The organism is Pseudomonas sp. FW305-25 (assembly GCF_017351415.1).
Lineage (GTDB): Bacteria > Pseudomonadota > Gammaproteobacteria > Pseudomonadales > Pseudomonadaceae > Aquipseudomonas > Aquipseudomonas chlororaphis.
The window spans coordinates 40,138-60,019 of sequence record NZ_JACNDE010000006.1; the positions used below are offsets into that span (position 1 = coordinate 40,138).

Here is a 19,882-nt window from a genome sequence, read left to right on the forward strand (position 1 = left end):
AAGCAGGCACGAGGTGCGTGGTGGATTTCCCTTCCCGTTTTGAAGTGATCGTCATCGGCGGCGGTCATGCCGGTACCGAGGCAGCACTTGCATCAGCACGCATGGGGGCAAAAACCCTGTTGCTGACGCACAACGTGGAAACCCTCGGAGCAATGAGCTGCAATCCCGCGATTGGCGGGATCGGTAAAAGTCATCTGGTCAAAGAAATCGACGCCCTCGGCGGCGCGATGGCCATGGCTACCGATAAAGGTGGTATTCAGTTTCGGGTGTTGAACAGCCGTAAAGGCCCAGCCGTGCGTGCTACCCGCGCCCAGGCCGACCGTATTCTGTACAAGGCTGCTGTCCGCGAAATCCTGGAAAACCAGCCGAACCTGTGGATATTTCAACAGGCAGCGGATGACCTGATCGTCGAACAGGACCAGGTCCGCGGAGTAGTGACCCAAATGGGCCTGCGTTTCTTCGCCGAATCCGTGGTGTTGACCACCGGTACCTTCCTCGGCGGACTTATCCACATCGGTTTGCAGAATTATTCCGGCGGTCGTGCCGGTGATCCGCCGTCGATCGCTCTGGCTCGCCGTCTGCGCGAATTGCCTCTGCGTGTGGGCCGCCTGAAAACCGGTACGCCACCGCGCATCGATGGCCGGTCTGTGGATTTCTCGGTGATGACCGAGCAACCGGGTGATACGCCAATCCCGGTCATGTCTTTCCTGGGCAACAAGGAACAGCATCCGCGGCAGGTCAGTTGCTGGATTACTCATACCAATGCGCGGACTCACGAAATCATCGCTGCAAACCTCGACCGTTCGCCGATGTATTCCGATGCCGGCTCGATCGAGGGCATTGGCCCGCGCTACTGCCCGTCGATCGAAGACAAGATCCATCGCTTTGCCGACAAGGAAAGCCATCAGGTCTTCATCGAGCCGGAAGGCCTGACCACTCACGAGCTGTACCCGAACGGGATATCCACAAGCCTGCCGTTCGATGTGCAGTTGCAGATCGTGCAATCGATCCGTGGCATGGAGAACGCGCACATCGTGCGTCCAGGCTATGCCATCGAGTACGACTACTTCGATCCGCGCGACCTGAAGTACAGCCTGGAAACCAAAGTGATCGGCGGCCTGTTCTTTGCCGGCCAGATCAACGGCACCACCGGTTACGAAGAAGCCGGCGCCCAGGGTTTGCTCGCCGGTGCCAACGCCGCATTGCGCGCGCAGGGCAAAGACAGCTGGTGCCCGCGCCGCGATGAAGCCTATATCGGTGTGTTGGTCGACGACCTGATTACCCTGGGAACCCAGGAGCCGTATCGGATGTTCACATCCCGTGCCGAATACCGCCTGATCCTACGCGAAGACAATGCCGACCTGCGCCTGACCGAAAAAGGTCGGGAACTGGGCCTGGTGGACGATGTCCGTTGGGCCGCGTTCTGCAAAAAACGCGAAGGTATTGCCCTGGAAGAGCAACGCCTGAAAAGCACTTGGGTTCGTCCGGGTACCGAGCAGGGTGATGCGATCGCCGAAAAGTTCGGCACACCGCTGACCCATGAGTACAACTTGCTGAATCTGCTGAGCCGTCCGGAAATCGACTACGCTGGTCTGGTCGAAGTGACCGGGCAGGGCGCAGAAGATCCACAGGTCGCCGAGCAGGTCGAGATCAAGACCAAGTACGCCGGCTACATCGATCGCCAGCAGGACGAAATCGCTCGTCTGCGGGCCAGCGAAGACACCAAGCTGCCTGTGGATATCGACTACAGCAACATTTCCGGTCTCTCGAAAGAGATCCAGAGCAAGCTCGGCGCCACGCGTCCTGAAACCCTGGGCCAGGCTTCGCGGATTCCGGGCGTGACCCCAGCAGCGATTTCGCTGTTGATGATTCACTTGAAAAAACGCGGCGCGGGCCGTCAGTTGGAGCAAAGCGCTTGAGTTCGCAGGTCACCTCGCAACATGCAGAAGAGTTATCCACAGGTGCTCGCCAACTCGGTGTCAACCTGACAGAAGCCCAGCACGAGTTGCTGCTGGGTTATCTGGCCCTGCTGATCAAATGGAACAAGGCTTACAACCTGACCGCAGTACGCGATCCGGATGAAATGGTCTCGCGTCATCTGCTCGATAGCCTGAGCGTGATGTCGTTCATCGAAAACGGCCGCTGGCTGGACGTTGGCAGCGGCGGCGGGATGCCGGGCATTCCATTGGCTATCCTGTTTCCGGATTCGCAAGTGACCTGTCTGGACAGCAATGGCAAGAAAACCCGCTTCCTGACCCAGGTCAAACTGGAACTGAAGCTGGATAACCTGCAAGTTATCCACAGTCGTGTCGAAGCTTTCCAGCCGCAGCAGCCATTCAACGGGATCATTTCCCGGGCATTCAGCAGCATGGAGAACTTCACCAACTGGACTCGCCACCTCGGCGACCGCGATACACGTTGGCTGGCAATGAAGGGCGTTCATCCCGCCGATGAGCTGGTAGCATTGCCGGCGGACTTCCACCTCGATAGCGAACACGCCCTGGCCGTACCCGGTTGCCAAGGCCAACGCCATCTGCTGATACTGCGCCGCACGGCATGATTGGGAACACAAGCAAGAATGGCTAAGGTATTCGCGATAGCGAACCAGAAAGGTGGCGTGGGCAAGACCACCACCTGCATCAACCTCGCAGCATCGCTGGTTGCTACCAAGCGCCGGGTGCTGTTGATCGATCTCGATCCACAGGGCAACGCCACCATGGGTAGCGGTGTGGATAAACACGGCCTGGAAAATTCGGTCTACGACCTGCTGATCGGCGAGTGCGATCTAGCCCAGGCCATGCATTACTCCGAGCACGGCGGTTATCAACTGCTGCCGGCGAACCGTGACCTGACTGCCGCGGAAGTGGTTCTGCTGGAAATGCAGATGAAGGAAAGCCGTCTGCGCAGTGCCTTGGCGCCGATCCGGGAAAACTACGATTACATTCTGATCGACTGCCCGCCGTCGCTGTCGATGCTTACGCTCAACGCCCTGGTTGCCGCCGATGGGGTCATTATCCCGATGCAGTGCGAGTACTTCGCTCTCGAAGGGCTGAGCGACCTTGTGGATAACATCAAGCGCATCTCCGAATTGCTCAATCCGAATCTCAAGGTCGAAGGCTTGCTGCGGACCATGTACGACCCGCGGCTGAGCCTGATGAACGATGTTTCCGCGCAACTCAAGGAACACTTCGGCGATCAGCTGTACGACACAGTGATCCCACGCAACATCCGTCTGGCGGAAGCCCCCAGTTATGGCATGCCAGCGTTGGTCTACGACAAACAGTCCCGCGGTGCCATCGCCTATCTGGCCCTCGCTGGCGAGATGGTTCGTCGGCAACGGAAAAATTCACGCGCAGCCGCTGCCCAGCCAACTTAAGGAATCCCCATGGCCGTCAAGAAACGAGGTCTCGGACGTGGACTGGATGCACTGTTGAGTGGTCCGACTGTCAGCTCGCTGGAAGAACAAGCGGTTCAAGCCGATGTGCGTGAGCTGCAACATTTGCCCCTGGACTTGATCCAGCGCGGCAAGTATCAGCCGCGCCGGGACATGGACCCTCAGGCGCTGGAAGAATTGGCGAGCTCGATCAAGACTCAGGGCGTGATGCAGCCAATCGTGGTGCGTCCGATCGGTTCCGGCCGTTTTGAAATCATCGCCGGCGAGCGCCGCTGGCGCGCCAGCCAGCAGGCGGGTCAGGAAACCATTCCGGCGATGGTCCGCGATGTGCCCGACGAAACCGCCATCGCCATGGCGCTGATCGAGAATATCCAGCGCGAAGATCTCAATCCCATCGAGGAAGCGGTTGCCCTGCAGCGCCTGCAGCAGGAATTCCAGCTGACTCAGCAGCAGGTTGCCGAGGCTGTGGGTAAGTCCCGCGTCACTGTAGCCAACTTGCTGCGCCTGATCGCTTTGCCTGAAGTGATCAAGACCATGCTGTCCCACGGCGACCTGGAAATGGGGCATGCCCGTGCCTTGCTGGGTTTGCCGGAAAATCAACAGGTTGAAGGGGCGCGACACGTTGTCGCACGTGGCCTCACCGTACGCCAGACCGAAGCCCTGGTTCGCCAGTGGTTGAGTGGCAAACAGCAGCCTGCCGAACCTGTCAAACCCGACCCGGATATCGCGCGCCTGGAGCAACGCTTGGCCGAGCGCCTAGGCTCTGCGGTGCAGATTCGTCACGGAAAGAAAGGGAAAGGTCAGTTGGTGATCGGGTATAACTCCCTCGATGAGCTTCAAGGCGTCCTTGCACACATCCGCTGAAACATTTCCTCATGTAGCGTGCAGTCGGAAATCACTACCCGGCAGTTGAATAGGGGCTGAACCGCCCCTATACTCTGCGCGCATTTTGTCGGCACAAATTATGCCAAGTTATTGAATTCTGGCAGCCGACCCATGAGGAGCAAGAGTGATGGAAACCCGCACGCCAAACCGCTTGCCGTTCCATCGCTTGGCGGTTTTCCCGGTTTTATTGGCTCAGTTGGTCGTTTTATTGCTGGCCGCCTTGGCGCTCTGGCATTGGCATGGAGTCGTAGCCGGATACTCAGGCCTTTGTGGGGGACTGATAGCCTTGCTCCCCAATGTGTATTTCGCTCATAGGGCATTTCGGTTTTCCGGCGCCCGAGCAGCTCAAGCCATCGTCCGGTCTTTTTATGCCGGCGAGGCGGGCAAACTGATTTTGACGGCAGTGCTCTTTGCATTGACGTTCGCAGGTGTGAAGCCATTGGCGCCGCTAGCTGTATTCGGCGTCTTCGTGCTGACCCAACTGGTCAGCTGGTTCGCTCCCCTGCTTATGAGAACAAGACTTTCGAGACCTTAGGGCGTTTGAGGCAACCATGGCAGAAACAACCGCTTCGGGCTATATCCAGCACCACTTGCAGAACCTGACCTTCGGTCAGCTACCTAATGGCGGCTGGGGCTTTGCCCACACCGCAGCAGAAGCCAAAGAAATGGGCTTTTGGGCATTCCACGTCGATACTCTCGGCTGGTCTGTAGCGTTGGGTCTGATCTTCGTTCTTCTTTTCCGCATGGCGGCCAAAAAGGCAACTTCTGGTCAGCCAGGTGCTTTGCAGAACTTCGTTGAAGTATTGGTCCAGTTCGTCGATGGCAGCGTGAAAGACAGCTTCCATGGCCGTAGCCCAGTGATTGCACCGCTGGCACTGACCATCTTCGTCTGGGTGTTCCTGATGAACGCCATCGACCTGATCCCGGTCGACTGGATTCCTCAGCTGGCCATCCTGATCTCCGGCGATGCGCACATTCCTTTCCGTGCCGTGTCGACTACCGACCCGAACGCTACGCTGGCCATGGCCTTCTCGGTGTTCGCACTGATCATTTTCTACAGCATCAAGATCAAGGGCGTCGGCGGTTTCATCGGCGAACTGACCCTGCATCCGTTCGGCAGCAAGAATATCTTTATTCAGGCGCTGCTGATTCCGGTGAACTTCCTGCTTGAATTCGTGACGCTGATCGCCAAGCCAATCTCTCTGGCACTTCGTCTGTTCGGCAACATGTACGCTGGCGAACTGGTGTTCATCCTGATCGCCGTGATGTTCGGCAGCGGCCTGCTCTGGCTCAGCGGCCTGGGCGTGGTGCTGCAATGGGCGTGGGCTGTGTTCCACATCCTGATCATCACCCTGCAAGCGTTTATCTTCATGATGCTGACCATCGTCTACCTGTCGATGGCGCACGAAGAGAACCATTAAGACCGGTCTCGACCAGTCTGATGTCCCTCCCGGTCAAACGGGAGGGGGCCCGTCTAGGGCACGATGAAACGATTTGTTTTACCGCTTTAATCTAAAAAACCTAAACCATACGACGTAAAAGTCGGGAGGAAAGATGGAAACTGTAGTTGGTCTAACCGCTATCGCTGTTGCACTGTTGATCGGCCTGGGCGCACTGGGTACCGCAATTGGTTTCGGCCTGTTGGGCGGCAAGTTCCTGGAAGGCGCTGCGCGTCAGCCAGAAATGGTTCCAATGCTGCAAGTTAAAATGTTCATCGTTGCCGGCCTGCTCGACGCCGTGACCATGATCGGCGTTGGTATCGCTCTGTTCTTCACCTTCGCGAACCCCTTCGTTGGTCAACTCGCTGGCTAATCACTCGAATTTTCGAGTTGATTGGTGTGATGGACAACGAACGAGCGAGGTGTTGGCGTGAACATTAATGCAACCCTGATTGGCCAGTCCGTTGCGTTCTTCATTTTTGTACTGTTTTGCATGAAGTTCGTGTGGCCTCCGGTCATCGCGGCTTTGCACGAACGTCAGAAGAAGATCGCGGATGGACTGGACGCTGCCAGCCGAGCAGCTCGCGACCTGGAACTGGCCCAAGAGAAAGCGGGTCAGCAACTGCGCGAAGCAAAAGCTCAGGCAGCCGAAATCATTGAGCAAGCCAAGAAACGCGGTAACCAGATCGTCGAAGAGGCTGTTGAAAAAGCCCGTGTCGACGCTGACCGTGTGAAGGTTCAGGCTCAGGCCGAGATCGAGCAGGAACTGAACAGTGTCAAAGACGCGCTGCGTGCCCAACTGGGTGTGCTGGCCGTTGGCGGCGCCGAGAAGATCCTGGGTGCCACAATCGATCAAAACGCGCACGCGGAGCTGGTTAACAAACTGGCTGCTGAAATTTAAGCGAGGGCGATCATGGCAGAACTGACCACGTTGGCCCGACCTTACGCTAAGGCGGCCTTCGAGCACGCTCAGGCCCACCAGCAGCTGGCCTCTTGGTCAGCCATGCTCGGCCTGGCTGCAGCGGTGTCGCAAGACGACACCATGCGGCGCGTGCTCAAGGCCCCGCGACTGACGAGCGCAGACAAGGCCGCCACGTTTATCGACGTGTGCGGCGACAAGTTCGATGCCAAGGCACAGAATTTCATCCACGTCGTTGCCGAAAACGACCGTCTCCTGCTTCTGCCGGAGATCGCCGCCCTGTTCGACCTGTACAAGGCCGAGCAAGAGAAGTCGGTAGATGTGGAAGTCACCAGTGCTTTTGCGTTGAACCAAGAACAGCAAGACAAACTCGCCAAGGTTCTCAGTGCACGACTCGACCGGGAAGTGCGCCTGCAAGTTGCGGAGGACGCTGCCCTGATTGGTGGTGTCGTCATCCGCGCCGGCGACCTGGTTATCGATGGCTCGATTCGCGGCAAAATCGCGAAACTTGCCGAAGCATTGAAATCTTGAGTTTGAAGGGGCAGCAGAGCAATGCAGCAACTCAATCCTTCCGAAATAAGTGAAATTATCAAGGGCCGCATCGAAAAGCTCGATGTGACCTCCCAAGCCCGTAACGAAGGCACTGTCGTCAGCGTTTCTGACGGTATCGTGCGGATTCACGGTCTGGCCGACGTCATGTACGGCGAGATGATCGAGTTTCCGGGCGGTGTCTACGGTATGGCACTCAACCTCGAGCAAGACTCCGTAGGTGCCGTTGTACTGGGCGCATACACGACTCTGGCTGAAGGCATGAGCGCCAAGTGCACCGGCCGCATCCTCGAAGTTCCGGTTGGTAAGGAACTGCTGGGTCGCGTAGTCGACGCACTGGGTAACCCAGTTGACGGCAAAGGTCCGCTGAACAACACCGAGACCGACGCGGTCGAGAAAGTTGCTCCAGGCGTGATCTGGCGTAAGTCGGTAGACCAGCCTGTACAGACTGGCTACAAGGCTGTCGATGCCATGATCCCTGTCGGCCGTGGCCAGCGTGAGCTGATCATCGGTGACCGTCAGATCGGTAAGACCGCTCTGGCGATCGACGCGATCATCAACCAGAAAGACAGCGGCATCTTCTGCGTATACGTGGCTATCGGTCAGAAACAATCGACCATCGCCAACGTTGTTCGCAAGCTGGAAGAAAACGGCGCTCTGGCCAACACCATCATCGTGGCTGCCAGTGCTTCCGAATCCGCTGCCCTGCAATTCCTGGCACCGTACTCCGGTTGCACCATGGGCGAATTCTTCCGCGACCGCGGTGAAGACGCGCTGATCGTTTATGACGATCTGTCCAAGCAAGCAGTGGCTTACCGCCAGATTTCCCTGCTGCTGCGCCGTCCACCAGGCCGTGAAGCTTACCCAGGCGACGTGTTCTATCTCCACTCCCGTCTGCTGGAGCGCGCATCCCGCGTTTCGGAAGAGTACGTAGAGAAGTTCACCAACGGCGCGGTAACTGGCAAGACCGGTTCCCTGACCGCACTGCCGATCATCGAAACCCAGGCTGGCGACGTTTCCGCGTTCGTTCCGACCAACGTGATTTCCATCACCGACGGTCAGATCTTCCTGGAATCGGCCATGTTCAACTCCGGCATCCGCCCGGCAGTGAACGCCGGTGTTTCGGTATCCCGTGTAGGTGGTGCCGCTCAGACCAAGATCATCAAGAAGCTGTCCGGTGGTATCCGTACCGCTCTGGCTCAGTACCGTGAACTGGCGGCATTCGCCCAGTTCGCTTCTGACCTGGACGAAGCGACCCGTAAGCAACTTGAACACGGTCAGCGCGTTACCGAGCTGATGAAGCAGAAGCAATACGCGCCTATGTCCATCGCTGACATGTCGCTGTCGCTGTATGCCGCTGAACGTGGGTTCCTGACTGACGTCGAAATCGCCAAGATCGGTAGCTTCGAACAAGCGCTGATTGCTTACTTCAACCGCGATCACGCCGATTTGATGGCGAAGATCAACGTGAAGGGTGACTTCAATGACGAAATCGACGCTGGCCTGAAAGCCGGTATCGAGAAGTTCAAGGCCACCCAAACCTGGTAAGCCGCAGCGGGGGCCGCGAGGCTCCCGCTTGCTAACCTGATAGGTGTTACATGGCAGGCGCAAAAGAGATTCGCAGTAAGATTGCGAGCATCAAAAGCACGCAAAAGATTACCAGCGCCATGGAAAAAGTGGCGGTCAGCAAAATGCGCAAGGCACAAATGCGCATGGCTGCTAGCCGTCCTTACGCGGAGCGCATCCGCCAGGTTATTGGTCATCTGGCCAACGCCAACCCGGAATATCGCCACCCGTTCATGATCGACCGCGCAATCAAGCGCGTCGGTTATATCGTGGTGAGCAGTGACCGTGGTCTGTGCGGTGGTTTGAATACCAACCTGTTCAAGGCTTTGGTCAAGGACATGGCGGTAAACCGCGAAAATGGCGTCGAGATCGATCTGTGCGTGGTAGGCAGCAAAGGTGCGGCTTTCTTCCGTAACTTCGGCGGTAACGTCGTCGCTGCAATCAGCCACCTGGGTGAAGAGCCGTCGATCAATGATCTGATCGGCAGCGTCAAGGTGATGCTGGATGCCTACCTGGACGGCCGGATTGACCGCCTGTCCGTGGTGTCCAACAAGTTCATCAACACCATGACGCAACAGCCTACGGTGGAGCAGTTGATTCCGCTGGTGGCAACCCCGGATCAAGAACTCAAGCACCACTGGGACTATCTCTACGAACCGGATGCCAAAGAGCTGCTTGACGGCTTGATGGTTCGCTACGTGGAGTCGCAGGTCTACCAGGCGGTGGTCGAGAACAACGCGGCTGAACAAGCTGCGCGGATGATCGCGATGAAGAACGCTACCGACAACGCCGGTGATTTGATCAGCGATTTGCAGCTGATCTACAACAAGGCGCGTCAGGCTGCGATCACCCAAGAGATCTCGGAAATCGTCGGCGGCGCTGCCGCGGTTTAACGGTTCAAATATTCAGAGGATCCAGCTATGAGTAGCGGACGTATCGTTCAAATCATCGGCGCCGTTATCGACGTGGAATTTCCACGCGACAGCGTACCGAGCATCTACGACGCCTTGAAGGTTCAAGGCGCCGAAACCACTCTGGAAGTTCAGCAGCAGCTGGGCGACGGCGTGGTACGTACCATTGCGATGGGCTCCACCGAGGGCTTGAAGCGCGGTCTGGACGTCAACAACACTGGCGCAGCCATCTCCGTACCGGTCGGTAAAGCGACCCTGGGCCGGATCATGGACGTACTGGGCAACCCGATCGACGAAGCTGGCCCGATCGGCGAAGAAGAGCGTTGGGGCATTCACCGTCCTGCGCCGTCCTTCGCTGAACAAGCTGGTGGCAACGACCTCCTGGAAACCGGCATCAAGGTTATCGACCTGGTTTGCCCGTTCGCCAAGGGCGGTAAAGTCGGTCTGTTCGGTGGTGCCGGTGTGGGCAAGACCGTAAACATGATGGAACTGATCCGTAACATCGCCATCGAGCACAGCGGTTATTCCGTGTTCGCCGGTGTGGGTGAGCGTACTCGTGAGGGTAACGACTTCTACCACGAGATGAAGGATTCCAACGTTCTGGACAAAGTGGCACTGGTATACGGCCAGATGAACGAGCCGCCGGGAAACCGTCTGCGCGTAGCTCTGACCGGCCTGACCATGGCCGAGAAGTTCCGTGACGAAGGTAACGACGTTCTGCTGTTCGTCGACAACATCTATCGTTACACCCTGGCCGGTACCGAAGTATCCGCACTGCTGGGCCGTATGCCTTCCGCAGTAGGTTACCAGCCGACCCTGGCTGAAGAGATGGGCGTTCTGCAAGAACGTATCACTTCGACCAAGCAAGGCTCGATCACCTCGATCCAAGCGGTATACGTACCTGCGGACGACTTGACCGACCCGTCGCCAGCGACCACCTTCGCCCACTTGGACGCCACCGTCGTACTGTCCCGTGACATCGCTTCCCTGGGTATCTACCCAGCGGTAGATCCACTGGACTCGACTTCCCGTCAGCTGGACCCGAACGTGATCGGCAACGAGCACTATGAAACCGCTCGCGGTGTTCAGTACGTGCTGCAGCGCTACAAAGAGCTGAAGGACATCATTGCGATCCTGGGTATGGACGAACTGTCCGAAGCCGACAAGCAACTGGTATCCCGCGCTCGTAAGATCCAGCGCTTCCTGTCGCAGCCGTTCTTCGTGGCTGAAGTCTTCACTGGTTCTCCAGGCAAATACGTTTCCCTGAAAGACACCATCGCTGGCTTCAAAGGCATCCTCAACGGTGACTACGACCACCTGCCAGAACAAGCGTTCTACATGGTCGGCGGCATCGAAGAAGCGATCGAGAAAGCCAAGAAACTGTAATCCCGGCGCCCGGCAACGGGCGCTAATTTAGGTTGAGGCAAGCAGATGGCTATGACAGTCCATTGCGATATCGTCAGCGCGGAAGGGGAAATCTTCTCCGGTCTGGTCGAGATGGTGATCGCACACGGCGAGCTCGGGGATCTTGGTATCGCCCTGGGTCACGCTCCGCTGATCACTAATCTGAAACCAGGTCCGATCCGCTTGATCAAGCAGGGCGGGGAAGCCGAGGTGTTCTACATCTCCGGTGGTTTCCTCGAGGTTCAGCCGAACATGGTCAAGGTTCTTGCCGACACCGTGCAGCGTGCTGCCGACCTGGACGAAGCCTCCGCTCAGGAAGCCGTCAAGGCTGCTGAGAAGGCCCTGAATGAAAAAGGCGCAGATTTCGACTACGGTTCTGCTGCTGCACGTCTGGCCGAGGCCGCAGCCCAGCTGCGCACCGTCCAGCAGATCCGCAAGAAGTTCGGCGGCTAAGCCGCGGGATTTCCGCGTGATTGATTAAAAAGGGTAGCCTCGGCTACCCTTTTTCTTTTTTTGCAATTCACCTCGTGGTCGCAGTCGCTGACCACCCAGGATTGGTAGCCAGTCATGTCTCTCGAAATCGTTATTCTCGCTGCCGGTCAAGGCACCCGCATGCGTTCGTCGTTGCCGAAAGTGCTGCACCCGGTGGCGGGCAACTCCATGCTGGGGCATGTTATCCACAGCGCCCGGCAACTCGATCCACAACGCATCCATGTCGTCATCGGTCACGGTGCCGATGCGGTGCGTGAGCGCCTGGCGGCGGACGACCTGAATTTCGTGCTGCAGGACAAGCAGCTAGGTACCGGTCACGCCACCGCCCAGGCGGTGCCGTTCATTACCGCCGATACCGTGCTGATTCTCTACGGTGACGTGCCGCTGATCGAAGTCGAAACCCTGCAGCGCTTGCTCAAGCACGTTGTTCCCGGGCAAATGGGATTGCTGACCGTGGAGCTGGACGACCCGACCGGTTATGGCCGGATCGTTCGCGATGCCGACGGCAGGGTCGCAGCCATCGTCGAGCACAAGGACGCCAGCGAAGCGCAACGCGCAATCACCGAAGGCAACACTGGCATCCTTGCGGTGCCGGCTAATCGCCTTGCCGACTGGATGAGTCGTCTGTCGAATAACAACGCCCAGGGCGAGTATTACCTGACTGACGTGATCGAGATGGCGGTCAGCGATGGTTTGTTGGTGGCCACCGAGCAACCTCACGATCCGATGGAAGTGCAGGGCGCCAACGATCGCAAGCAGCTGTCCGAACTGGAGCGTCATTATCAGTTGCGCGAAGGTCGGCGCCTGATGGCTCAGGGCGTGACCCTGCGCGATCCGGCACGTTTCGATGTGCGCGGTGAAGTGACGGTGGGCCGCGACGTGCTGATCGACATCAACGTGATTCTCGAAGGCCGCGTGGTCATCGAGGACGACGTGGTGATCGGCCCGAACTGTGTGATCAAGGACAGCACCCTGCGCAAGGGCGTGGTGATCAAGGCCAACAGCCATATCGAAGGTGCGGTACTGGGTGAAGGCAGCGATGCCGGTCCGTTCGCCCGCCTGCGCCAGGGCACTGTTCTCGAAGCCCGTGCCCATGTGGGTAACTTTGTCGAGTTGAAGAACGCACGCATGGGCGAGGGCGCCAAGGCCGGGCACCTGGCCTACCTGGGCGATGCCGAGATCGGTGCACGCAGCAACATCGGCGCCGGCACCATTACCTGCAACTACGATGGCGCCAACAAACATCGGACAGTGCTGGGCGAAGACGTCTTCATCGGTTCCAACAACTCGTTGGTGGCACCTGTGGATATCCAGGATGGCGCGACCACGGCGGCCGGTTCCACCATCAACCAGACTGTGGAAAAAGCCCAGCTGGCCGTGGCCCGTGCCCGGCAGAAGAATATCGACGGCTGGAAACGCCCGGTGAAAATCAAGAAGAGCTGAGTTATCCACAACGCAGTGGCCGGTACTCTCGAGATTGCTTTCGCGGGCAAGCCTCGCTCCTACAGACAGTGATATCTGTAGGAGCGAGGCTTGCCCGCGATGCTTTTATCCACAGATTTTTTTCTTGCGCTGGCTTGACGAATTTCCGGCAATAGGTTTTGATTGCTTCCGTTATCTTTCGAATCGAAACTTAAGTGCTCATGTCGAAACGCAATACGCCCCAGCGCCGTCACAACATTCTGGCCTTGCTCAATGAACAGGGCGAGGTGAGCGTGGATGAGCTGGCTAAACGCTTCGAAACTTCGGAAGTTACGATCCGCAAGGACCTAGCGGCCCTGGAGAGCAACGGCTTGTTGCTGCGGCGCTACGGCGGCGCGATCACCATGCCGCAGGAACTGGTTGGCGATATCGGCCAGCCGGTGTCCCGGTACAAACAAGCCATCGCCCGCGCGGCGGTTGCGCGGATTCGCGAACACGCCCGCATCATCATCGACAGTGGCAGTACCACCGCAGCCATGATTCCCGAACTCGGCCAGCAGCCGGGCCTGGTGGTCATGACCAACTCGCTGCATGTGGCCAATGCCCTGAGCGAACTGGAGCATGAGCCGGTGCTATTGATGACCGGCGGTACCTGGGACCCTCACTCCGAGTCGTTCCAGGGGCAGGTCGCCGAGCAGGTATTGCGTTCCTACGACTTCGACCAGCTGTTTATCGGTGCCGACGGCATCGACCTGGTGCGCGGGACCACCACCTTCAACGAGTTGCTCGGCCTGAGCCGGGTAATGGCCGAGGTGGCGCGGGAAGTCGTGGTGATGGTCGAGGCCGACAAGATCGGCCGCAAGATTCCCAACCTGGAGCTGCCCTGGAGCAGCGTCCATATCCTTATTACCGATGATCGCCTGCCTGCAGAGGCCCGCGACCAGATTCAAGCCCGCGGCATCACGCTGATTTGCGCGGCAGTCATCTAGGAGAGAAACCATGTGTGGAATTGTTGGCGCCGTTGCTGAACGGAATATCACGGCCATCCTGCTCGAAGGCCTCAAGCGTCTCGAATACCGCGGCTACGACAGCGCCGGGGTGGCGGTCCTGACCAACGATGGCAAGCTCGAGCGTATGCGTCGTCCGGGCAAGGTCAGCGAGCTGGAACAGGCCCTGGCCGGCGAGCCGCTGGTCGGTCGCCTGGGCATCGCCCACACCCGCTGGGCCACTCACGGCGCGCCATGCGAGCGTAACGCCCACCCGCATTTCTCCGGCGACCTGGCGGTGGTGCACAACGGCATCATCGAGAACCATGAAGTCCTGCGCGAGCAGCTCAAAGGCCTGGGTTACGTCTTCACTTCGGACACCGACACCGAGGTCATCGCCCACCTGCTGGAGCACAAACTCAAGGACCTGGGCGACCTGACCGTGGCCCTGAAAGCCACCGTCAAGGAACTGCATGGCGCCTATGGCCTGGCCGTGATCAGCGCCAGCCAGCCGGACCGCCTGGTCGCCGCCCGCAGTGGCAGCCCTCTGGTGATCGGCCTGGGCCTGGGTGAAAACTTCCTGGCTTCCGACCAACTGGCCCTGCGTCAGGTAACCGACCGCTTCATGTACCTGGAAGAGGGCGATATCGCCGAGATTCGCCGCGACAGCGTGCAGATCTGGGATGTCGACGGCAAAGCGGTCGAGCGTGAAGCCGTGCAATACCGTGATGGCGCCGAGGCCGCCGAGAAAGGCGAGTTCCGCCACTTCATGCTCAAGGAAATCCACGAGCAGCCAGCCGTGGTGCAACGCACCCTCGAAGGCCGCCTGAGCCCGAACCAGGTGCTGGTCCAGGCTTTCGGCCCGCAGGCCGCCGAGCTGTTCGCAAAGGTGCGCAACGTGCAGATCGTCGCCTGCGGCACCAGCTACCACGCCGGCATGGTTGCCCGTTACTGGTTGGAAGAACTGGCCGGGATTCCGTGCCAGGTCGAAGTGGCCAGCGAGTTCCGCTACCGCAAGGTGGTGGTGCAGCCGGATACCCTGTTCGTGACCATTTCCCAGTCCGGCGAAACCGCCGACACCCTGGCCGCCCTGCGTAATGCCAAGGAGCTTTCTAGAGAAGAAGGGGGCTACCTCGCCAGCCTGGCGATCTGCAACGTCGGTATCAGCTCGCTGGTGCGTGAGTCCGACCTGACCCTGCTGACCCAGGCTGGTCGCGAAATCGGCGTGGCATCGACCAAAGCCTTTACCACCCAGCTGGTTGGTCTGCTGCTGCTGACCCTGTCCCTGGGTCAGGTCCGCGGCACGCTGGGCGAAGGTGTCGAAGCCACCCTGGTGGAAGAACTGCGGCGCTTGCCGACCCGCCTGGGCGAAGCCCTGGCGATGGACAGCACGGTGGAAAAAATCGCCGAGTTGTTCGCCGAGAAGCACCACACCCTGTTCCTCGGTCGTGGCGCACAGTTCCCGGTGGCGATGGAAGGGGCACTCAAGCTCAAGGAAATCTCCTACATCCACGCCGAAGCCTACCCGGCCGGCGAGCTCAAGCACGGTCCGCTGGCCCTTGTGGATAACGACATGCCCGTCGTCACCGTGGCGCCGAACAACGAGTTGCTGGAGAAGCTCAAGTCCAACCTGCAGGAAGTCCGCGCTCGTGGCGGCGAGCTGATCGTCTTTGCCGACGAGCAGGCCGGCATGACCAACGGCGAGGGCACGCATGTTATCCACATGCCGCATATCCACGACATCCTGTCGCCGATCCTCTACACCATCCCGCTGCAACTGCTGTCGTATTACGTGGCGGTGCTCAAGGGCACTGACGTCGACCAGCCGCGCAACCTGGCCAAGTCGGTGACGGTGGAGTGAGTTATCCACAGCCGGGCTGATTTTGAAACTACGAAATAAAGTCTGTCGGAAATAAATAAAGTCTGTCGCTGGCGTCTCCGGTCCCCCCCGTTGAGCAGCCAGCGACGCTTTCCTGCGTACCTCCCTGCTCTCAGCGCAGCTCTAGGTTTTATCGAATAAATGATCTTAGCTATTCAGCCTGAGGAAACTGTGCGCTCCTTTGTGGAAAGAACTCTTTTTATTAAAGGAAAACATTCTTCCGAAGAAATTTTTCGGAAGTTTCCCAAAAACAGCGCCTTACGGGCGGATATTTCGTTAATAGCCGAAATGCAGGGATGGGTTGGCTGCTACGGCTTGAACAAAATTCTTCATAGACATACTAACTATCCGTTAAAGGAGATTTTTAAGAATGTTCAAGACATCTCTTACTCTAGGGGCGAATATATAGGTAATTCGGGAGGCTACGATTCAAATAGAACCCCGTCAGGGTTTTGTCCCGTTTGTGTTGCCGAAGATATTGAACGCTTAGGATTCTCCTTTTGGCGGCGTGCTCACTGTTGTGACTTGAAAGTCTGCGCTGATCACAATGTCGAGCTAGTCAAACGCTGCCCCTCCTGTGACAAGCAGTTTTGCCATGGAGGTCATGATCTGGGGGTTATGTGGACCAGCTGCGAGGGACAACATCTTAAAGACTGTCCTGTGACGTTGAATACAGATCTATATGAGTTGAAGAAAGCTCAGATTTTTACGGAAATTCTGTCATTCACTCATCACCTTTCGGAAGAGGCAGTTCTCGCAGTCTTGGATGAAAAAATCCATCAAGACGATAATCTCAAGCGTAGAATCTGCAACTCTGGGTCCAACATGCAGTTGGGAGATAAAGTTAAATGGCGGTTGGAAAATGTAAAGAAGGCGAGGTCTGTAAACAGGCTCCCACACGAAGAAGCCACTGATTTTATTTTCCATTCTATAGTGGGAGCCTATGAAAAGTTTGCTGACTTTGTCAGTGATGTAAAAGCATATGGGGACGAAATTCGCCCAATCGATTCATTGTGGTCGACTTATATCGCAGGGCATCAAGAATCAACGCATTTTGTTGAAGAGAACTATGAACATGGTGTTGGGGTTTGGTGCTGTCCATACCCGGCTAAGGAAACTTGGGGGCTTTGGGATTGGCGGCCGGTTTATTATCCCTGCTGTAATTTTGAGCGACCAAAGAGGAGAGGACCCCAACCTCGGCCCCGACGTGTTGAGAATGCTCCGCCGGGTATCTACAGGCGGAAATAGGTTTTCGAGCTAAGGTACGCTACGAAGATTCTAATGCTGCCACGATGTGTTTCGTATACACATCGGTCATCCCTTCATTCGGCAGGATGGTCTCTGCAATCTCTGGCTCTGATCAACGGTACTGTTCCCTCTCGCTGCGGCGCAAGGAAGACAGATCTATTTACATATAGATGCCGAATTCAATCCTGAGCAATACGTCTAGAACCTCGGGGTAGCCACCAGGTTCGGCCAGCAGGCCGCAAGGTTTGCGTCGGTTTAGTGCAAGTACTGGGGAAACGAGCCACCTTTCGGCGCTTTGACGGCTTCCTAGGGTGTGAGTCGCCTGTATTAAGATTTGTTCTCGCCTAAGCTCGTAGCCTCTGTACGTAGAACTCCAGCATGCTGGCGAGCGTGCCAATCCATGAATCGCAATTTTGTTCATGTCGTTTCACCTCCTTCGTCTCTCCAGCCGGCTTGGGGACTACTGAAACTTGCTGGGCTTACCATAATGCCCCGTGGTCGAGAGGATCGCTCCGACTTGGAGCGACACAGCACCGTGGACAAGTATGCTCTGGACGCGGGATATCGGTCCCGATTTTCCAAGCAAGAGGAGAGCATGGGAACCGTTGCGTATAGTTCCGCCAATGTGATCGGACTGTGCTGCAGGTCAGCGATCACCTTGCACTCCGTACGTAACATGCTGAGTAGCCGAGAATCTCGGGCTTCCCAGTCAATGCGGTGCCTTTCCACATGAGCAGGTTTGGTGAAGGTTTGCTCTTCGGCCATCAGCCATGCTTTGTCGTTTCTATAAAGCCAGGCATAGAGAGAAGGGATTGTATTCCTCAAAGCTTGGACTCCCAGTTCAGGATGCGAATCGTGCATGTATTGCCACTGGGCTCTGTGCTCCGCTAACTCCCGGCCATTCCTAGCTTCAATAGCTAGGGCATTGGTAGCTGGATGGGCACGCAACAATTTATTGATCGTCGAGACAGTGATCTGAAACTCTTTACAAAGCTCCAGTTTTGAAACGCCCTTGCCCAGTTTTGACAGTAGATCGTCTTTGAGCTGATCTTTTAGTCGTTTGGGCCTGGGAGTGTTTTTGGTTGGAGCTGCGGCGTTTGAAAGCGAGACTCGCTCATCAGGTTTCCGCGATGGAGTGCTTGAGATTTGCAGGGCTAAACTGGCCACTTCAGCATCGTAGGCCTTCAGAAACGAGTGCAGGTCATCAAATAGCCAATCAATCAGCACCAGATGCTTCAAAGGATGAATGCTTCTGCGGGGAGTACGGATAAGCTGGTTCACAAATGATTCGGCGCTTTGCTCGACTGCCGGAAATGATTCAAACAGATGAAAGCGGCGAAGCGGCTCGATGCGGTCGAGTAGTGATGCGACTCTGCCCCTTTGAAGTACTGCTGTTCGATAGGTCGCTGCGACGGCGCGAGACTCGAAAGATGTAACTCGACCAATGGTCGCGAGATCGATGACATTGTTTGCCAAGGCCATAAAAGCCGGACGTGACCAGAGCTTCTGTGATGAGGCCTGTTGGATCAAGCAGTCCTTGGTAGGTAGCGACCATTCAAACCTACCTGACCATCGCCTACTTTTAGTGGATACCATGAGCCAGGCTTGGTGGCGTGGACAGATCAGCACACCTGGATATTGGTGTGTCAGGTGCCAGTAGGCTATACCATGAGCGTACACATCCTCGCGCATACAGTACGGACATGCTTTCAATGGGTGTTCAGCACCAAAGCCACTTGATACCAAACCAAGTCGATATTTGAGTGAATCAATCCGATCGCTTTTTATAGTTATTATTGCATCTTCAATTTTAATTTTATTTTGGAACGGAACAAATACTGAAAATATTGTGTGATGTAGGAGAATCGACTCAGCGTGTCCCCAATAATGAAACCCAGTTTGCTCTAAAGCTGCTATTCCGCAAGGAATATCATGCTTTATAAATTTCTCTGATAGGCCTAATACGGCAGTCGATGTGGTCGCAGGGTCTAGGTTGCCCATTACCAGATGCTGTCGACTGCATAGGCTGAATAGTGTTTCATCGGGTAGCCAGTCCAGCCGAGGGAATTGCTCTCTCACCCATTCCTGACCTGAAGTGACGCTCATGTGGCCTCCGAGGGGAAACAGAGTAAATGAGTTTAGCGGCCGGCTACTCATGCTACGGATCAATTTCGCCTAAACAGGCGGAGGATTATTCACGAGTCGTAGGTCCCATAACTGGAGGGATTTACCCCAAAATTTTAATTACCGGGCCATCTATGAATGCCGGTTTTTGGCCCTCCAAGCACCGAAAACACTGGAAGGTCAGTACAGAAGCGCCGGCGGAGGCGCAACTTTGCTGTTTTATTCCTGTTGTCAACTGCCATTTTCCGGCGGTAACATGCTGCGTTAAGTAACATTTACTAAAGGCAGACTGGAAACCGAAAGCGCACGCCAAACAGACGATGCAAGTTCTGCCTAATTAACGTAGAGGTAGCTGCCAAAGTGCAGCCAGCTGAAATGAGATAGTTGCCGGCCTATTAATCAGGCCTGAGGAAAACAACATGGAAACTGGATAGAAAACCCAGGAGCCAGATAGACAAAGGCCCAAGTGCGACCTTGGGCCTCTGAGGATTAGTCAGCTTTCGACTCCTGACGAATCCATTGTCCATTCAGTAGCGTAGGGCGTCAAGCCCTGCACGGCTCCACTCATCCCGAGAAAAGTAAATTGCGCGTGGTGTAGCCATCGGCGTGCCAGCGCGCTATTGGACTGCTTATTCATCCAATGCAGGTGAACTTTTATACGTTG

19 protein-coding genes are annotated in these 19,882 nt (G+C 56.8%); 17 read left to right on the top strand and 2 right to left on the bottom strand.

The window, feature by feature from the left end:
* Positions 1-20: 20 nt before the first annotated feature.
* The 17 genes from mnmG (at position 21) to J4E58_RS08175 (ending at position 17,094) form a co-directional block, all read left to right on the top strand.
* Positions 21-1,919: a tRNA uridine-5-carboxymethylaminomethyl(34) synthesis enzyme MnmG gene (gene mnmG / locus J4E58_RS08095; protein WP_007924490.1), complete on the top strand. Its 1,899-nt coding sequence runs from the start codon at positions 21-23 to the stop codon at positions 1,917-1,919.
* Entirely contained in the window at positions 1,916-2,560 is a 645-nt protein-coding gene (rsmG, locus tag J4E58_RS08100; RefSeq protein ID WP_007924492.1) for a 16S rRNA (guanine(527)-N(7))-methyltransferase RsmG, read from the top strand. Before mnmG ends, rsmG begins: the two co-directional genes overlap by 4 nt.
* Before the next feature lie 18 nt (positions 2,561-2,578).
* Positions 2,579-3,376, top strand: a complete 798-nt coding sequence (locus J4E58_RS08105) for a ParA family protein (RefSeq protein WP_007924494.1) — start codon at positions 2,579-2,581, stop codon at positions 3,374-3,376.
* Between the two features lie 9 nt (positions 3,377-3,385).
* Positions 3,386-4,258, top strand: coding sequence for a ParB/RepB/Spo0J family partition protein (locus J4E58_RS08110; protein ID WP_007924496.1), 873 nt, complete (start codon positions 3,386-3,388; stop codon positions 4,256-4,258).
* 148 nt (positions 4,259-4,406) lie between these two features.
* Positions 4,407-4,814: a F0F1 ATP synthase subunit I gene (locus tag J4E58_RS08115; protein ID WP_037004398.1), complete on the top strand. Its 408-nt coding sequence runs from the start codon at positions 4,407-4,409 to the stop codon at positions 4,812-4,814.
* A gap of 16 nt (positions 4,815-4,830) precedes the next feature.
* Positions 4,831-5,700 carry a F0F1 ATP synthase subunit A gene (gene atpB, locus J4E58_RS08120; protein ID WP_087087301.1) on the top strand — a complete coding sequence of 290 codons (870 nt, stop codon included), beginning with the start codon at positions 4,831-4,833 and terminating at the stop codon, positions 5,698-5,700.
* 133 nt (positions 5,701-5,833) lie between these two features.
* Positions 5,834-6,091, top strand: a complete 258-nt coding sequence (gene atpE / locus J4E58_RS08125) for a F0F1 ATP synthase subunit C (protein WP_002555987.1) — start codon at positions 5,834-5,836, stop codon at positions 6,089-6,091.
* 57 nt (positions 6,092-6,148) lie between these two features.
* Positions 6,149-6,619, top strand: a complete 471-nt coding sequence (locus tag J4E58_RS08130) for a F0F1 ATP synthase subunit B (RefSeq protein WP_007924504.1) — start codon at positions 6,149-6,151, stop codon at positions 6,617-6,619.
* Positions 6,620-6,631: 12 nt separating this feature from the next.
* Positions 6,632-7,168 (top strand): F0F1 ATP synthase subunit delta, encoded by a 537-nt coding sequence (locus J4E58_RS08135; RefSeq protein ID WP_007924505.1) that lies wholly within the window; start codon positions 6,632-6,634, stop codon positions 7,166-7,168.
* Positions 7,169-7,189: 21 nt separating this feature from the next.
* The gene (atpA, locus tag J4E58_RS08140; protein ID WP_007924506.1) at positions 7,190-8,734 is read left to right on the top strand and encodes a F0F1 ATP synthase subunit alpha; all 1,545 of its coding nucleotides are present in this window, start codon (positions 7,190-7,192) and stop codon (positions 8,732-8,734) included.
* A gap of 50 nt (positions 8,735-8,784) precedes the next feature.
* Positions 8,785-9,645: a F0F1 ATP synthase subunit gamma gene (atpG, locus tag J4E58_RS08145; RefSeq protein ID WP_007924507.1), complete on the top strand. Its 861-nt coding sequence runs from the start codon at positions 8,785-8,787 to the stop codon at positions 9,643-9,645.
* A gap of 27 nt (positions 9,646-9,672) precedes the next feature.
* Positions 9,673-11,049, top strand: coding sequence for a F0F1 ATP synthase subunit beta (gene atpD / locus J4E58_RS08150; protein ID WP_007924510.1), 1,377 nt, complete (start codon positions 9,673-9,675; stop codon positions 11,047-11,049).
* A 45-nt stretch (positions 11,050-11,094) separates the two neighbouring features.
* Positions 11,095-11,520 (top strand): F0F1 ATP synthase subunit epsilon, encoded by a 426-nt coding sequence (locus tag J4E58_RS08155; RefSeq protein ID WP_009041460.1) that lies wholly within the window; start codon positions 11,095-11,097, stop codon positions 11,518-11,520.
* A 114-nt stretch (positions 11,521-11,634) separates the two neighbouring features.
* Entirely contained in the window at positions 11,635-13,002 is a 1,368-nt protein-coding gene (gene glmU, locus J4E58_RS08160) for a bifunctional UDP-N-acetylglucosamine diphosphorylase/glucosamine-1-phosphate N-acetyltransferase GlmU (RefSeq protein WP_037034405.1), read from the top strand.
* Positions 13,003-13,202: 200 nt separating this feature from the next.
* Complete coding sequence (locus J4E58_RS08165; RefSeq protein ID WP_087087303.1) at positions 13,203-13,970, top strand: DeoR family transcriptional regulator; 768 nt, start codon at positions 13,203-13,205, stop codon at positions 13,968-13,970.
* A 10-nt stretch (positions 13,971-13,980) separates the two neighbouring features.
* A complete protein-coding gene (gene glmS / locus J4E58_RS08170; RefSeq protein ID WP_087087305.1) occupies positions 13,981-15,828 on the top strand; it encodes a glutamine--fructose-6-phosphate transaminase (isomerizing) in 1,848 nt (615 codons plus the stop codon).
* A gap of 159 nt (positions 15,829-15,987) precedes the next feature.
* On the top strand, positions 15,988-17,094 hold the full coding sequence (locus tag J4E58_RS08175; RefSeq protein ID WP_087087308.1) for a TniQ family protein: 1,107 nt from the start codon (positions 15,988-15,990) through the stop codon (positions 17,092-17,094).
* A gap of 160 nt (positions 17,095-17,254) precedes the next feature.
* Here J4E58_RS08175 and J4E58_RS31920 read toward each other — a convergent pair whose 3' ends face one another.
* Entirely contained in the window at positions 17,255-17,515 is a 261-nt protein-coding gene (locus J4E58_RS31920) for an antitoxin Xre/MbcA/ParS toxin-binding domain-containing protein (RefSeq protein WP_087087310.1), read from the bottom strand.
* Positions 17,512-19,200, bottom strand: a complete 1,689-nt coding sequence (locus tag J4E58_RS08180; RefSeq protein ID WP_087089247.1) for a TnsD family Tn7-like transposition protein — start codon at positions 19,198-19,200, stop codon at positions 17,512-17,514. The genes J4E58_RS31920 and J4E58_RS08180 overlap by 4 nt, the downstream gene beginning before the upstream one ends.
* Positions 19,201-19,882 lie beyond the last annotated feature (682 nt).

Excerpts from the sequence above, each read along its gene's own strand:
- J4E58_RS08105 (WP_007924494.1), top strand. The coding sequence starts at position 2,579 with ATGGCTAAGGTATTCGCGATAGCGAACCAGAAAGGTGGCGTGGGCAAG.
- J4E58_RS08110 (WP_007924496.1), top strand. The coding sequence starts at position 3,386 with ATGGCCGTCAAGAAACGAGGTCTCGGACGTGGACTGGATGCACTGTTG.
- J4E58_RS08115 (WP_037004398.1), top strand. The coding sequence starts at position 4,407 with ATGGAAACCCGCACGCCAAACCGCTTGCCGTTCCATCGCTTGGCGGTT.
- atpB (WP_087087301.1), top strand. The coding sequence starts at position 4,831 with ATGGCAGAAACAACCGCTTCGGGCTATATCCAGCACCACTTGCAGAAC.
- atpE (WP_002555987.1), top strand. The coding sequence starts at position 5,834 with ATGGAAACTGTAGTTGGTCTAACCGCTATCGCTGTTGCACTGTTGATC.
- J4E58_RS08135 (WP_007924505.1), top strand. The coding sequence starts at position 6,632 with ATGGCAGAACTGACCACGTTGGCCCGACCTTACGCTAAGGCGGCCTTC.
- atpA (WP_007924506.1), top strand. The coding sequence starts at position 7,190 with ATGCAGCAACTCAATCCTTCCGAAATAAGTGAAATTATCAAGGGCCGC.
- atpG (WP_007924507.1), top strand. The coding sequence starts at position 8,785 with ATGGCAGGCGCAAAAGAGATTCGCAGTAAGATTGCGAGCATCAAAAGC.
- atpD (WP_007924510.1), top strand. The coding sequence starts at position 9,673 with ATGAGTAGCGGACGTATCGTTCAAATCATCGGCGCCGTTATCGACGTG.
- J4E58_RS08155 (WP_009041460.1), top strand. The coding sequence starts at position 11,095 with ATGGCTATGACAGTCCATTGCGATATCGTCAGCGCGGAAGGGGAAATC.
- glmU (WP_037034405.1), top strand. The coding sequence starts at position 11,635 with ATGTCTCTCGAAATCGTTATTCTCGCTGCCGGTCAAGGCACCCGCATG.
- J4E58_RS08165 (WP_087087303.1), top strand. The coding sequence starts at position 13,203 with ATGTCGAAACGCAATACGCCCCAGCGCCGTCACAACATTCTGGCCTTG.
- glmS (WP_087087305.1), top strand. The coding sequence starts at position 13,981 with ATGTGTGGAATTGTTGGCGCCGTTGCTGAACGGAATATCACGGCCATC.
- J4E58_RS08175 (WP_087087308.1), top strand. The coding sequence starts at position 15,988 with ATGATCTTAGCTATTCAGCCTGAGGAAACTGTGCGCTCCTTTGTGGAA.
- J4E58_RS31920 (WP_087087310.1), bottom strand. The coding sequence starts at position 17,515 with ATGAACAAAATTGCGATTCATGGATTGGCACGCTCGCCAGCATGCTGG.
- J4E58_RS08180 (WP_087089247.1), bottom strand. The coding sequence starts at position 19,200 with ATGAGCGTCACTTCAGGTCAGGAATGGGTGAGAGAGCAATTCCCTCGG.